The sequence below is a fragment of the Aggregatibacter sp. HMT-949 genome, from assembly GCF_041734645.1.
Lineage (GTDB): Bacteria > Pseudomonadota > Gammaproteobacteria > Enterobacterales > Pasteurellaceae > Rodentibacter.
On sequence record NZ_CP162010.1, the window covers coordinates 1,907,812 to 1,922,254 of the forward strand.

11 protein-coding genes, 1 tRNA gene, 1 rRNA gene and 1 pseudogene are annotated in these 14,443 nt (G+C 43.1%); 6 read left to right on the forward strand and 8 right to left on the reverse strand.

What is annotated here, in order from left to right; genetic code table 11:
- Positions 1 to 166 precede the first annotated feature (166 nt).
- From AB3F25_RS09045 to AB3F25_RS09055, 3 genes are all read right to left on the reverse strand, one after another.
- A tRNA-Glu gene (locus AB3F25_RS09045) sits at positions 167 to 242 on the reverse strand.
- A 111-nt stretch (positions 243 to 353) separates the two neighbouring features.
- A 16S ribosomal RNA gene (locus tag AB3F25_RS09050) occupies positions 354 to 1,894 on the reverse strand.
- Positions 1,895 to 2,202: 308 nt separating this feature from the next.
- The gene (locus AB3F25_RS09055) at positions 2,203 to 2,856 is read right to left on the reverse strand and encodes a TfoX/Sxy family DNA transformation protein (RefSeq protein WP_373604365.1); all 654 of its coding nucleotides are present in this window, start codon (positions 2,854 to 2,856) and stop codon (positions 2,203 to 2,205) included.
- 270 nt (positions 2,857 to 3,126) lie between these two features.
- Between AB3F25_RS09055 and AB3F25_RS09060 the strand changes: the two genes are divergently transcribed.
- Positions 3,127 to 4,272, forward strand: coding sequence for a DUF2827 family protein (locus AB3F25_RS09060; RefSeq protein WP_373603493.1), 1,146 nt, complete (start codon positions 3,127 to 3,129; stop codon positions 4,270 to 4,272).
- Positions 4,273 to 4,418: 146 nt separating this feature from the next.
- Here AB3F25_RS09060 and glpE read toward each other — a convergent pair whose 3' ends face one another.
- Genes glpE through ilvY form a run of 3 tightly spaced genes read right to left on the reverse strand, consistent with a single transcriptional unit; the run spans position 4,419 to position 6,525 of the window.
- The gene (gene glpE / locus AB3F25_RS09065) at positions 4,419 to 4,736 is read right to left on the reverse strand and encodes a thiosulfate sulfurtransferase GlpE (protein WP_373603494.1); all 318 of its coding nucleotides are present in this window, start codon (positions 4,734 to 4,736) and stop codon (positions 4,419 to 4,421) included.
- 3 nt (positions 4,737 to 4,739) lie between these two features.
- Positions 4,740 to 5,615: an EamA family transporter RarD gene (gene rarD / locus AB3F25_RS09070; protein WP_373603495.1), complete on the reverse strand. Its 876-nt coding sequence runs from the start codon at positions 5,613 to 5,615 to the stop codon at positions 4,740 to 4,742.
- Positions 5,616 to 5,646: 31 nt separating this feature from the next.
- The gene (gene ilvY, locus AB3F25_RS09075) at positions 5,647 to 6,525 is read right to left on the reverse strand and encodes an HTH-type transcriptional activator IlvY (RefSeq protein WP_373603496.1); all 879 of its coding nucleotides are present in this window, start codon (positions 6,523 to 6,525) and stop codon (positions 5,647 to 5,649) included.
- A 216-nt stretch (positions 6,526 to 6,741) separates the two neighbouring features.
- Here ilvY and ilvC point away from each other — a divergent pair, with 216 nt between their 5' ends.
- Together ilvC and AB3F25_RS09085 are read left to right on the forward strand one after the other, a co-directional pair.
- On the forward strand, positions 6,742 to 8,220 hold the full coding sequence (ilvC, locus tag AB3F25_RS09080) for a ketol-acid reductoisomerase (protein ID WP_373603497.1): 1,479 nt from the start codon (positions 6,742 to 6,744) through the stop codon (positions 8,218 to 8,220).
- 59 nt (positions 8,221 to 8,279) lie between these two features.
- Positions 8,280 to 8,699 (forward strand): annotated as a pseudogene (locus tag AB3F25_RS09085) (HipA domain-containing protein); the annotation flags it as partial.
- A gap of 131 nt (positions 8,700 to 8,830) precedes the next feature.
- Here the strand turns inward: AB3F25_RS09085 and mutS are convergent.
- Complete coding sequence (gene mutS, locus AB3F25_RS09090; protein ID WP_373603498.1) at positions 8,831 to 11,416, reverse strand: DNA mismatch repair protein MutS; 2,586 nt, start codon at positions 11,414 to 11,416, stop codon at positions 8,831 to 8,833.
- A gap of 204 nt (positions 11,417 to 11,620) precedes the next feature.
- Here mutS and AB3F25_RS09095 point away from each other — a divergent pair, with 204 nt between their 5' ends.
- Positions 11,621 to 12,337 carry a lysine/arginine/ornithine ABC transporter substrate-binding protein gene (locus tag AB3F25_RS09095; protein ID WP_373603499.1) on the forward strand — a complete coding sequence of 239 codons (717 nt, stop codon included), beginning with the start codon at positions 11,621 to 11,623 and terminating at the stop codon, positions 12,335 to 12,337.
- An 81-nt stretch (positions 12,338 to 12,418) separates the two neighbouring features.
- On the opposite strand, the gene glpX is transcribed toward AB3F25_RS09095, so the two are convergent.
- Positions 12,419 to 13,432: a class II fructose-bisphosphatase gene (glpX, locus tag AB3F25_RS09100; RefSeq protein ID WP_373603500.1), complete on the reverse strand. Its 1,014-nt coding sequence runs from the start codon at positions 13,430 to 13,432 to the stop codon at positions 12,419 to 12,421.
- 152 nt (positions 13,433 to 13,584) lie between these two features.
- Here glpX and zapB point away from each other — a divergent pair, with 152 nt between their 5' ends.
- Both zapB and mioC read left to right on the forward strand, forming a co-directional pair.
- Complete coding sequence (gene zapB / locus AB3F25_RS09105) at positions 13,585 to 13,803, forward strand: cell division protein ZapB (protein ID WP_373603501.1); 219 nt, start codon at positions 13,585 to 13,587, stop codon at positions 13,801 to 13,803.
- A gap of 50 nt (positions 13,804 to 13,853) precedes the next feature.
- Complete coding sequence (gene mioC, locus AB3F25_RS09110) at positions 13,854 to 14,294, forward strand: FMN-binding protein MioC (protein WP_373603502.1); 441 nt, start codon at positions 13,854 to 13,856, stop codon at positions 14,292 to 14,294.
- The last annotated feature ends 149 nt before the right edge of the window (positions 14,295 to 14,443 follow it).

Below are 14,443 nucleotides of genomic sequence, written 5' to 3' on the forward strand. Positions count from 1 at the left end.
CTTTAATTCAACTAACACTCTTAAATTGCTTTTGTTCAATTCAGAGTTTTTAACAAAACATGTCGTTATTTCGTTTTACTCAGACTTTCTTTCGAAAATCTCTCGTTTTTAGCTTGTTTCCAATTTTTTAAAGAACAAATAAGATAAATATAAAGCTATCTTTAGTTGGCGTCCCCACGGGGATTCGAACCCCGGTTACCGCCGTGAAAGGGCGATGTCCTAGGCCTCTAGACGATGGGGACATCAAGTAAAGATACTCTATATTTCAACGTCACTTTCAGCTTCGTTGCTTACTCTTCTATCTACAATACACCAGACAATCTGTGTGAACACTCGCTGTCGCTCATTTTTGGTAAGGAGGTGATCCAACCGCAGGTTCCCCTACGGTTACCTTGTTACGACTTCACCCCAGTCATGAATCATACCGTGGTAAACGCCCCCCTCGCGGTTAAGCTATCTACTTCTGGTACAACCCACTCCCATGGTGTGACGGGCGGTGTGTACAAGGCCCGGGAACGTATTCACCGCGACATTCTGATTCGCGATTACTAGCGATTCCGACTTCATGGAGTCGAGTTGCAGACTCCAATCCGGACTTAGACGTACTTTCTGAGATTCACTCCACCTCGCAGCTTCGTTACCCTCTGTATACGCCATTGTAGCACGTGTGTAGCCCTACTCGTAAGGGCCATGATGACTTGACGTCATCCCCACCTTCCTCCGGTTTGTCACCGGCAGTCTCCTTTGAGTTCCCACCATTACGCGCTGGCAACAAAGGATAAGGGTTGCGCTCGTTGCGGGACTTAACCCAACATTTCACAACACGAGCTGACGACAGCCATGCAGCACCTGTCTCATGGTTCCCGAAGGCACTCCCGTATCTCTACAGGATTCCATGGATGTCAAGAGTAGGTAAGGTTCTTCGCGTTGCATCGAATTAAACCACATGCTCCACCGCTTGTGCGGGCCCCCGTCAATTCATTTGAGTTTTAACCTTGCGGCCGTACTCCCCAGGCGGTCGATTTATCACGTTAGCTTCGGGCGCCAAACTTAAAGTCCAACCCCCAAATCGACAGCGTTTACAGCGTGGACTACCAGGGTATCTAATCCTGTTTGCTCCCCACGCTTTCGCACATGAGCGTCAGTACATTCCCAAGGGGCTGCCTTCGCCTTCGGTATTCCTCCACATCTCTACGCATTTCACCGCTACACGTGGAATTCTACCCCTCCCTAAAGTACTCTAGCTACCCAGTCTGAAATGCAATTCCCAGGTTAAGCCCGGGGCTTTCACACCTCACTTAAATAGCCGCCTGCGTGCCCTTTACGCCCAGTTATTCCGATTAACGCTCGCACCCTCCGTATTACCGCGGCTGCTGGCACGGAGTTAGCCGGTGCTTCTTCTGTGTTTAACGTCAATTTGTTGCGCTATTTACACAACAACCTTCCTCAACACCGAAAGAACTTTACAACCCGAAGGCCTTCTTCATTCACGCGGCATGGCTGCGTCAGGGTTGCCCCCATTGCGCAATATTCCCCACTGCTGCCTCCCGTAGGAGTCCGGGCCGTGTCTCAGTCCCGGTGTGGCTGGCCATCCTCTCAGACCAGCTAGAGATCGCAGGCTTGGTAGGCCTTTACCCTACCAACTACCTAATCCCACTTGGGCTCATCCTATGGCATGCGGCCCTAAGGTCCCGCACTTTCATCTTCCGATTCTACGCGGTATTAGCGACAGTTTCCCGTCGTTATCCCCCTCCATAAGCTAGATTCCCAAACATTACTCACCCGTCCGCCACTCGTCAGCATAAGTACAAGTACTTACCTGCTACCGTTCGACTTGCATGTGTTAAGCCTGCCGCCAGCGTTCAATCTGAGCCATGATCAAACTCTTCAATTCAAGTTTAATCGCTCAATATTCTGCTTGCTAAAAGTTTTCGCTTCTCACTTATAAATTAAATTTAAAGTAAGTTTTATGAATTTCTAGTTAGCACCTATTAAGACTTCAAAATTAAAAATAGTTTTAAAACAAGTCAATCAACAAGTGCCCACACAGATTGTCTGATTCGTTGTTAAAGAGCAAAAAACAACGACGCATGTGTAAATTTGACTATTTCACAACCATGCGTCGTTGTGTGCCGCGTATTATAGGAATTTTTAGATCCTTTGCAACACCTTTTTTCAGATTTTTACTTAAGAGATTAATTTTTATTCATCATCTACTTTTCTGTATTTTCTGAAACCGGCTTTATGTAGCACCTCATTTAATTTTTTCAGTAAAATCTCCTTTTGTGATTTAGTAAACAATACACAATTTTTATTGTGTAACGCAGCAACAATCCTCCAATAAGTTTGCAGTGTTGCCGGAATGCCCGCTTTTTTTAAACGTACAATGGCATTTTCTGCACCTACCGATTTTAATGTCGCGACATCCGGAATATCCACTTTCTTTAGCATTCTTTCATACTTTATCGAAAGATTAGGCAACTCCTTCAAGCGATTCGCTTTAGATAATGCAAGCGCATTTCTTCTCTCTTGGATTTGCTTAATAGAAAGCATAAATAATTTACGCAATAACGACTCATCCCCCATAATATTAGAAGACAATCGGTAATAATCGGCGAGAACAAACCTGCGATTGACTTCGTTCGTGGTAAAAGGCGAACAACCGGAACGCATTAATTGTTGTGCGAGTTCGTTTTTGGCTTGCAGATAAAATTTTCCGTTTAACCATAGTGCGAACATAAATTCCTTCTTATAAAACAACCCATAACCGGTAAAAAGGTTTCGGGATGTCACATTTCCAATTAATCTATCCGCTCGTAAACAAACGGATTCAATACGCTCATCTTGAACATTCAAATACTGCATGCATACCTCATTATTGCTTAAATCATTACTTAATGGCCAAAATCCTCTTCAGCCGGAGAATCTATATCATTAACAAATTATGAATAAAACCGATTCTTTGTGAATTTGTGAACAAGATCAAAATATTAAAATTTTTGTTCGCCAAAATCACTTCACAATGGCAAAATACCGCTTTCCTCCGTGGGCTACAGGGTTCAAAAAATTCATTTTTATCCGAATTGCCCTTCCGTTATTTTTATATAAAAGGTCAGCTTACTTACTATGAACGCAAGCAAAAAATACAAAATAGGTATCACCTTTAATTTAGAATCCGAGATCTCAGATATTTGGGCAAACGGCGCAAATCAAAATGTCATTCATCTTTACAATTTATTTAAACACTCTTCTTTAGTAGAAAATGTCGTATTGGTTTCTTGGGGTGCAGCAAGACGCACTACGCCGCCGGAAGGTTTTTTACTTGACGGATTGGATATTAACTTTGCCTACATTGACGATGTCATTGACGAGCTTGACGTATTAATAGAGGGAATGTTGGTCATAGAACCGCATCAAATCGAGCGGATGCGCGCTCACGGCGGCAAAACCGTATGCTATAAAATGGGTAACGATATGATTATGGATGCGGAAAATATGCTGTTTAATCGTCCGACTTCGCGTACCTTTAACGGCACCGCATTCGATGCGGTTTGGACTTTTCCGCACCATGAAAATACCTGTCGATCTTATTTCCACACGATGTACCGCTGTCCGGTTTATATCGTACCGTTTATTTGGTCGCCTGTGTTTTGCGATAAAGTAATCGGTTGGTTGAAAAGAGATCACAACCTTGATTTCGGCTATTGCCCGAATCCAACAAAAACAGCAAAACGTATCGCTTCCTTTGAATCAAATGCACATATTGTGAAAACCTGTTTCATACCGATTTTGATCGCCGAACAGGCTTATCGCATGCAACCTGAAAAAATCGAACATGTTTTTATGTGCAACACCTATGATAAACGGGAAGATCCGACTTTCCGCAATTTTATCGGCCACACCGATATCGTACGCGATAATATTATGAGTGTGGAAGCACGTTACCAAATGCCGGATTTCTTAACCCGTTATGTGGACGTCGTATTAAGCCACCAATGGGAAAATGGCTTAAACTATGCTTATAACGACGCGCTATACGGCGGTTACCCGTTTATCCATAATTCCAAATTAATTCCAAAAGGCGTCGGTTATTATTATGATCAATTCGATGCCGAAGAAGGCGCCAAAGTGTTGCTCGAGGTCATCGAAAATCACGACAAACGGCACGATGAATACGTCAAACGCGCAAATGAGTATCTTGATTCGCAACTGCCAACCAACCCGCTCAATATCTGTTATTACGAACAAGAACTGTTGCGTCTGTTTAAATAAGCAAAAATCCCTCCGGATGGAGGGATTTTTGTTTCTCCGTTTCAGCACCGCATTGAAACCTTATTTGACGAGCTTTCAATGCGGTGCTAAATCAGGATCTCAAATAACGCTTAATAAATTTGCCGAGGAAATAAACAAAGAAAAAATCAATAGCCCGTTTCCACCGGCAAGCTCGCTTTTATCCAGCCTTCAAATCCCCCAATCACGCTAAACACATTTTCGTAACCTTGCTCAACTAAAAAAGCGGCAACATTTCGGCTACTCACGCCGTGATAACAACTCAAAATAATTGGCGAATCAAAATCTACCAATGTTTCAAATTGCAGAAAAGTCTGATTGGTCAAATGAAAAGCGCCTTTCGGGTGTGCATTAGCATAACGTTGCGCGTCGCGTACGTCGGCCAACACCGCGCCTTGTTGTGCCATTTGCCAGGCTTGTTGCGGGGTTATTTCTTGAAATGACATATCTTAAGATCCTCTCGCCTGTTGTTTGTACAGGCCATCAATAATCACCAGGCTCATGGACAAAATTAAACAAATAAAAAGCGGATAACTTTGCGCATCAATTTTTTCGCCGATAAAAAAAGAAACGAACAGCATCATAATAGTTTCCACATAACCAAGCAGGCCGAGCAAATTCATCGGTAATTTATTACTGGCGATCACATAAGCAATCAATGCGGTGCCACTGATGAGTCCGAGTAATATCAGCAGACCCCAAATCGCCGAATTGCTTTGTTCCACTAAAGCGAAATCCGTTTGCAACGCAAAATAAACGCTAATCGGCATTAAACTTAGCATTTCCAAACAAAAGGAAGCAAGATCGGTATTTTTCAACGCTTTTCGCACCGAGAAGTAAGTGGTATAACCTATGCAAATGACTACCGCTTCCCACGACAATCCGCCTTTAAGCACTATATTAGAAATGACGCCGAGCGTCGCAATTAGCACCGCAATGAATTTAAAAGTGGAAATGCGTTCTTTGAAAATCAAGCGTCCGGCGGCGACCATCACGATCGGCAACAACAAATAACCAAACGATACGCTTAACGAACTACCATTATTCGGCGCCCATAAAAAAAGCCACATTTGAAAACCCATCAGTGCGCCGCAAAAAAAATAAGAAAAGGCAAAATAAGGCTGATTTTTGATGTGTTTTAAGCGTTCAAGCAAGGCGTTTTTTTGTTTAAACATCAACACCGCAAATACGACGAAAGGAAAGGTGAAAATCATTCGATAGCCGAAGATATCCGTGCCACTCAAAGGTTTGAGCAAGGTGGAAAAATAATACATGTAGCCGAATAGAAAAGAGGCTAACAATGAAATGAGAATGCCTTTGAGCATAACAGATCCTTATCACGAATTACCGCCCATTCTATTCCAACATCGCCCAAAATGCACGGATCAAGGGCTGTTCAAGATTTCTTTTTTGTGTACAAATACCAAGCTCGAAAGGCGCAATCGGCACGTCGAGATTTAGTCTCGAAATTTGATGATTCATTGGACTGTTATCAATCACCGCATCGGGTAACATCGCCAATCCGAAACCCAAACCTACCATCGGCACAATGCCTTCATGACCGGCCACGGTAGCGTAAATTTTCGGATGTTTAATCTGTTTTTCTTCACGCAACCATTGCTCAATCCGTTGTCGAGCATGCCCTTCCAACGGAAAAATAAACGGCATTTGTTGCCAGTTTATCGGTGTTTCTTGCAAAAGCTGGGTGGCTAAACAAGCCACGCGAGGTGCAATCAAAGAAAGTGAAATGTTATCGATTTTATGAAACGCCACGCTCGCCGGTAAATTTTGCGGCTTACCCGCAAGGGCGAGATCCGCCTGTTGGGTTTGAATCAATTCCAACGCCGATGCCGGATCACCGGTAGTCAGCCGAATTTCCACTTTAGGATAGCGCTGGCGAAATTGCTTTAACACTTGCGGCAAATGGCTATAGGACGCGGTTACCGAGCAAAACAGTTTCAATTCGCCGCTTAATTCGTCCTCGTCGTTGAACTGTTGACGAAATTGTCGCCAATTTTGCCATTCGGTTTTAGCAAATTGTAAAAATTTCTCGCCGTGTTCGGTCAGCGTAACTTGGCGGTTATCGCGGATAAAAAGGATTTTTCCCAATTCATCTTCAAGCCGTTGAATTTGACGGGAAAGGGTGGAGGGCGACATATGGTTTTGGGTAGCGGTTTTAGCGAAGTTTTGGGTTTCGGTGAGTTTTATAAATAAATTAAGATCTTGAAAGTCCATAATAGTTTCTATTTTATTAAAGTAAGCCGCTATCGTTGAAAATCGATTTTCAACAAAAACAAATTTTAATTAATGCTTATAATTGCAAAAATTACAACATAAAATTCCTATAATATCACTTTACGCAACTACAAAAAAATTTATAATCCCACCCATAACAAAACTATATACAAACACAACCTCATCCAACATTCACCTTACAAACAAGGAAAAAACATGGCTAACTATTTCAACACATTGAATTTACGTCAAAAATTAGACCAATTAGGTCGTTGTCGTTTTATGAATCGCGAAGAATTCGCTGATGAAGCGAATTTCTTAAAAGGCAAAAAAATCGTGATCGTAGGTTGCGGTGCGCAAGGCTTAAACCAAGGGCTAAATATGCGTGATTCCGGTTTGGACATCAGCTACGCATTACGTCCGGAAGCTATTAAGGAAAAACGCGCATCATTCCAACGCGCAACAGAAAACGGTTTTAACGTTGGCACTTACGAAGAATTAATTCCAACTGCGGATTTAGTCATCAACTTAACACCGGATAAACAACACTCTAAAGTAGTGGCGGACGTTATGCCGTTAATGAAAAAAAATTCGGCCTTCGGTTATTCACATGGTTTCAACATCGTGGAAGTAGGCGAGCAAATTCGTAAAGACATCACCGTAGTAATGGTGGCGCCGAAATGCCCGGGTACCGAAGTGCGTGAAGAATACAAACGCGGTTTCGGCGTGCCGACATTAATCGCGGTTCACCCTGAAAACGACCCACAAGGCGAAGGCATGGCAATTGCGAAAGCGTGGGCAGCAGCAACCGGTGGTCATCGCGCGGGTGTGTTGGAATCTTCCTTCGTAGCGGAAGTGAAATCTGATTTAATGGGCGAACAAACGATTCTGTGTGGTATGTTACAAGCCGGCTCCATCGTCTGTTACGACAAACTCGTGGCTGACGGTAAAGATCCGGCATACGCGGGTAAATTAATCCAATACGGTTGGGAGACGATTACCGAAGCGTTAAAACAAGGCGGTATTACCTTAATGATGGATCGCTTATCTAACAGCGCAAAATTACGTGCGTTTGAGCTTTCCGAACAAATCAAAGAAAGCCTCGGTTTCTTATATTACAAACACATGGATGACATTATTAGCGGTCACTTCTCTGCCACCATGATGGCCGACTGGGCAAACGGTGATAAAGACTTATTTGCATGGCGCGAAGCGACCGGCAAAACCGCTTTTGAAAACGCACCGAAATATGATGGCAAAATCAGCGAGCAAGAATATTTCGACAATGGCGTATTAATGATTGCAATGGTAAAAGCAGGTGTTGAATTGGCTTTTGATGCCATGGTAGCGAGCGGTATTTATGAAGAATCCGCCTACTACGAATCTTTGCATGAATTACCATTAATTGCCAATACCATCGCGCGTAAACGCTTGTATGAAATGAACGTGGTGATTTCCGATACGGCAGAATACGGCAACTATTTGTTCTCTAACGTTGCAACGCCGATTCTTGCCAAAGAAATTATCCCTCACCTTCAAAAAGGCGACTTGGGTGAACCGACCCCAACCGTTGAAATCGACAACATCACTTTACGCGATGTAAATGACGCAATTCGTAATCACCCGGTAGAATTAATTGGTCAAGAATTACGCGGTTATATGACGGATATGAAACGTATCGCAGTTGCGGGTTAATCTCAAAGCAAATTGAATTTAAAACCGGCTTTGTTCAGGCAAAGCCGGTTTTTTATCATCTACTTAGTAACAATGATCTGCATTTACGCAATTTTTCTTTGCTTTATCCGAAAAATAATATTCGTCAATTAGCGCCTATTTATGATTTCGTTTCCATTGCACCTTATCCGGAAGTATTTAATTCATCTCTGCTTGCCCTGCCTTTGCTTGAGAGGCAAGAGGGTGGTTCTTTAGCACACGGATTTAACACGCAATACGGCGAATATATCGGCGACGATTTTGTGGAATTCGGTGAAAATATCGGTTTGAATAAAAAGGTAATTATTCAAAAACTGATTCCTGAAATAACAAAAGAAAGAGAAAGAGTTAAAAATATTTATGAAAATTCTTTTATGCCTCAAAATCACATTGATTGCGTATTAAAAAGCTATCATAAAAGGCTCAATTTAATTAATGTATTAAATGAACCGGAATTATAAAACGCAAGTTTAGTATTGAATAACAGCACCGCATTGGAACGGCTTCCAATGCGGTGCTATTTTGAGAGTTGAACAGTAACTATGAAACCTATAAATTGAACACTGCACGATATTCCGTAGCGTTCAAATTTTTATTTCACCATCTTCTTCAACTGATACAAATACGCCAGCGCCTGTTTTGGGCTTAAGTCATCGGGCTCGAGTTTTTCGATGGCTTCACGCAAGGCATCGGTTTCTTGTTCAAATAACAATTCGCCTTGATTATGATTGGCTTCACGTAACGCTTGAATTTGTTGGTCGGCAGAATGGCCGGCAATTTTTTCTAATTGCGTCAATTTTTGTTTGGCAAGCTTAATTACTGATTGCGGCACGCCGGCAAGCGCCGCCACCGCCAAGCCGTAACTTTTACTCGCCGCGCCGTCTTGCACCGAGTGCATAAAGGCGATGCTGTTATTGTGTTCAAGTGCATCCAAATGAATATTGGCGACGCCCGGCAATTGTTCAGGCAAAGCCGTCAATTCAAAATAATGGGTAGCAAAAAGCGTCAGCGAACGAATTTTTTTCGCCAACCATTCAGCACAGGCCCAAGCCAGCGAAAGCCCGTCGTAAGTGGAGGTGCCGCGTCCGATTTCATCAATCAATACTAAACTTTGCGCGCCGGCTTGGTGCAGAATGTTCGCCATTTCCGTCATTTCCACCATAAAAGTCGAACGGCCGGATGCCAAATCATCGGATGCGCCGATACGGGTGAAAATGCGGTCAATAGGGCCGATTTGCGCGCTGTCTGCCGGCACGAAACTGCCAATATACGCCATCAGCGTAATCAATGCGGTTTGGCGCATATAGGTGCTTTTACCGCCCATGTTTGGGCCGGTAATAATCAATAAATGGCGATTTGTATTGAGCTCTACCGGATTGGCAATAAAAGGATCTTTTAATACGTGTTCCACCACCGGATGACGGCCGTTTTCAATCTTCACACTGACTTCGTCGCAAAACATCGGCATCACGTAATTTAAGCGCTCTGCGCGTTCGGCAAGATTCACCAACACATCCAATTCGGATAAGACCAAACTGGCCAACTGTAACGCGCCCAAATGCGGCAACAATAAATCAAATAATTCGTCATATAGCTGCTTTTCCAACGCCAGCGCCGCGCCTTTGGATTTAAGCACTTTATCTTCGTATTCTTTCAATTCGGGAATAATGTAACGCTCGGCATTTTTCAGGGTTTGGCGGCGTACGTAATGAATTGGCGCTTTATGGGCTTGCCCTTGGCTGATTTGAATGTAATAGCCGTGCACTGCATTAAAACCGATTTTTAGCGTATCAATGCCGGTGGCTTCGCGCTCGCGTTGTTCCAACTTTTCTAAATATTGCGTTGCGCCGTCGGAAAGCGCGCGCCACTCATCCAGCACCGCATTGAAACCTTGCGCAATCACGCCACCGTCGCGAATGAGCAGCGGCGGCACGTCGATAATCGCACGTTGTAGTAAATCACATTGTTCGCTAAAGTCGGCAATTTGCCCGAAAAGCGTGCTCAAAAATGGCGGCGCTTTTTGTTGAATAACCGAATGCAGCTCTGGGATTTGTTCCAATGCGGTGCGCAAACGGGTGAGATCGCGCGGACGCGCCGAACGCAATGCTACACGCGCCAAAATACGTTCCATATCGCCCACTTGTCGCAAATAGGGTTGTAATTCGTTCACTAAATCAAAATTCAGAATTTCCGCGATAGTTTGTTGGCGTTGTTGTAATTTTTCAATATTGCGAATCGGCTGATGAATCCAGCGTTTCAACAACCGGCTACCCATGGGCGTAACGCATTTATCCAATACGGACGCTAAAGTATTGTCCGTGCCGCCGGCGAGATTTTGGGTGAGTTCCAAATTGCGACGGGTGGCAGCGTCCAGCTGAATGAAATCTTGATTTTGAATCACGCCGATACTTTGAATGTGCGGGAGCGCGGTGCGTTGAGTTTCTTTGGCATATTGCAACAAACATCCCGCCGCGCTTAAGCCGAGCGGTGATTTTTCGACGCCGAAAGCGCGCAAATCTTTGGTGCCGAATTGGCGATTTAACAGATCAATTGCAGTGCTAAGTTCAAATTCCCAAATAGGGCGACGGCGTAAACCTTTGCAGTGTTCAATCGCCGCTATTTCATTAAATTCTTCGCAATACAACAATTCCACCGGCGCAATGCGCTGTAATTCCGCGCGCAAAGTTTCCTTATCAGCGGGTTCACAAAGTTGAAAACGGCCGGAGGTCATATCCAAAGTCGCCAAGCCGAATTTATCTTTTTCTTGATACACGGCAGCGATAAGATTGTCTTGGCGTTCCGGTAATAAGGCCTCGTCACTTACCGTGCCTGGCGTCACAATACGCACAATTCGGCGTTCAACAGGCCCTTTTGCCGTAGCCGGATCGCCCACTTGTTCGCAAATCGCCACCGGTTCGCCCAACTGCACCAATTTTGCCAAATAACCTTCCACCGCATGATATGGCACACCCGCCATTGGAATCGGCTGTCCTGCCGATTGTCCGCGTTTGGTCAATGAAATATCCAACAATGCCGCTGCCTTTTTCGCGTCGTCATAAAACAGCTCATAGAAATCACCCATCCGATAAAACAATAAAACATCCGGATTCTCAGCTTTGAGTTTGAGATATTGTTGCATCATGGGCGTATGCTGGGTTAAATATTCTTCTGAAATCATTGAGTTACCTGTTTTATTGCAGTGAAATGCGCCGTTCGGATATAGCTTTAAATAGGGCGCTATTTTAGGGTTTTGAACGAGAAAAGCCAATGTTGAAGAAAGTGGTTTTATTTACGCGTTTTTTTATGCTTAAATATTGCATATTTATTCATTTTTATTTAATATCTATGCGATTAATTAATCTATTTATATGAGGCACACAACATGAAAAAAAGACTATTAGCCGCGATTTTAATGGGCGTTAGCGCCATTTCTGCAGCAGAAGAATTAACGTTTGGCACCGAACCGAGCTATCCGCCTTTTGAAGCTACCACCGAAAAAGGTGAATTGGTCGGTTTTGATATCGATGTGGCACTGGCAATTTGTAAACAAATCGGCGCCACCTGTCATTTCAAAACCCAACCTTTCGATGCGTTAATTCCAAGCTTAAAAGCCAAACGTTTTGATGCGGCTATGTCGGCAATTGATATTACCGAAGCACGCGAAAAACAGGTTTTATTCAGTGCACCTTATTATGACAGTTCGGCGAGTTATATCGCGCTGAAAGGCAAAGATTTAGCGAGCGCAAAAAATATCGGCGTACAAAATGGTTCCACTTTCCAACAATATACGGTTGCGGAAACACCGCAATATACGCCGAAATCTTACGTGAATTTACAAGACGCAATTTTAGATTTACAAAACGGTCGGATCGATATCGTGTTAAGTGATACCGCACTGTTGGCAGATATATTGAAAAAAGAGCCGAATCTGCAATTTGTCGGTGAAAAAGTCAGCAATGAAAAATATTTCGGGCGCGGCGTCGGAATCGCCTTAAACAAAGCAAATAAAGCGCTTCAAACCCGTTTAAACCAGGGATTAAACGCCATTAAGGCGAACGGCGAATATCAAGAAATCTATGATAAATGGATGCAGAAATAAGTAAAATTCGGTTAAAACCAATCGTACTTTAACACCAAAGCCCATCCGTCGAGATGGGCTTTGTTATGTTAAAGAGTTATGTTAAAGATTCAAAATTTTATAAATTTCCGAATCTTTACGATCTAAATAATGAAGCGATTGGATTTTACGAATGGTGCGAGATTTGCCACGAATCAGTAAGGTTTCCGTGCCGGCGAGGTTACCTTTGCGGGAAATGCCTTTCAGTAAATCACCGTTGGTAATGCCCGTTGCAGTAAAAACCAGATTATCGTCACGTACGATGTCCTCTAATTTCAGCACCGCATTGACTTGCACACCCGCGACTGCACAGCGTTGAATTTCATTGGCGGCGATTTTTCGGTTTTCTTCGCTATCATCCTTCACTTGGTTACGCGGAATTAAACGCGCTTGCATATCGCCACCTAAAGCGCGTATTGCCGCTGCTGCCGCTACACCTTCCGGCGCACCGCCGATACCGTACAGCATATCTACTTCGGCATCCGGTAAACAACATAACACAGAGGCCGCGACGTCTCCGTCCGGAATCGCCAATACGCGTACGCCCAAGTCGTACATTTGTTGAATCGCCTTTTCATGGCGCGGTTTTGCCAATATCATGACGGTTAAATCGGATAAAGACTTGCCTAAGCGGGAAGCCGTACGGCGCAAATTTTGTTCAAGCGGAAGAGTTAAATCGATCATACCTTTTACTTCCGGACCGACTACTATTTTTTCCATATACATATCCGGCGCTTTTAAGAACGTATGTTTGCCGCCTGCCGCCAAAACGGAAATCGCGTTAGATTGGCCCATTGCGGTCATCCGCGTACCATCAATCGGATCCACTGCAATAGAAACCAATTCTCCGTTGCCGGAACCTACTTTTTCGCCGATATAAAGCATTGGTGCTTCGTCTATTTCTCCTTCGCCGATAACGATTTCGCCGTCCATATGAATAAGGTTGAGCATATAACGCATCGCTTTCACCGCCGCCTCATCCGCAGCGTTTTTATTGCCGCGTCCGAGCCAACCATAAGCTGCTAATGCCGCCGCTTCCGTTACACGAGAAAATTCAATAGCCAATGCACGATTCATTTTGTTTCTCCGTTTTGTCGCAAGCAAAAAAATCGGGCTATTCTAACACTATGCAAACGTTTGCGTAATAAATTTTTAGCCAAACCTTTAAAAAGAAAAGTGAAGTGAGTACAATAAAGCCGTTTCAGACGTTATTTTAAAAGGAAATCGCTATGTCATTAGAAATTTTAAACCAGCTTGAAGATAAAATTAAACAAGCGGTAGAAACCATTCAATTGCTTCAACTTGAAGTGGAAGAATTAAAAGAGCAAAAAAACCAAGCTCAACAAACTATCGAGTCATTACAAAACGAAAATGAACAACTGAAAAACGAACACCATAATTGGCAAGAACATATTCGTTCATTACTCGGCAAATTTGATAATGTTTAATTACATTAAAAGGCTTAGAAAATCTAAGCCTTTTTTCTTTAGGGATTTTTATGAAAATTTGTATTCTTTCAGGTAGCACTTTAGGCACCGCGGAGTATGTAGCGGAGCACTTAGAAGAAGCGCTAAAAAAACAAGGATTCTCCACAATACTTTACCACGGTGCGAATTATGACGAAGTGATTGACGAACCGTTATGGCTGATCGTGACCTCCACTCACGGTGCCGGCGAAATTCCGGATAATTTACGTCCGCTGTTTGATCAAATCATGCAATCGAATTTAAATCTTTGTAACTTACGTTTTGCCATAGTCGGTTTAGGCAATTCCGATTATGATACTTTTTGCTATGCAGCAAAACGTATTGAACAAATTTTATCGGCCAAAAATGCGTTCAAATTGTGCGACACATTAACCATCGACGTACTTAATGTGGATGATCCTGAAAGTTATAGTGAACAATGGCTTCCGCAATTTATTCAAGCATTAGCCTAATTTAAAAATAAAAAACGATGATTTTTTCAATCATCGTTTTTTATTGCTTGTGGATAACTTAATAAAAACTTGTCAAAAACCTGTATTTTTTCACTGAATAAAATTTAAATTTTTAAACTCTGTGGATAAAATACCAAATTATCCACAAA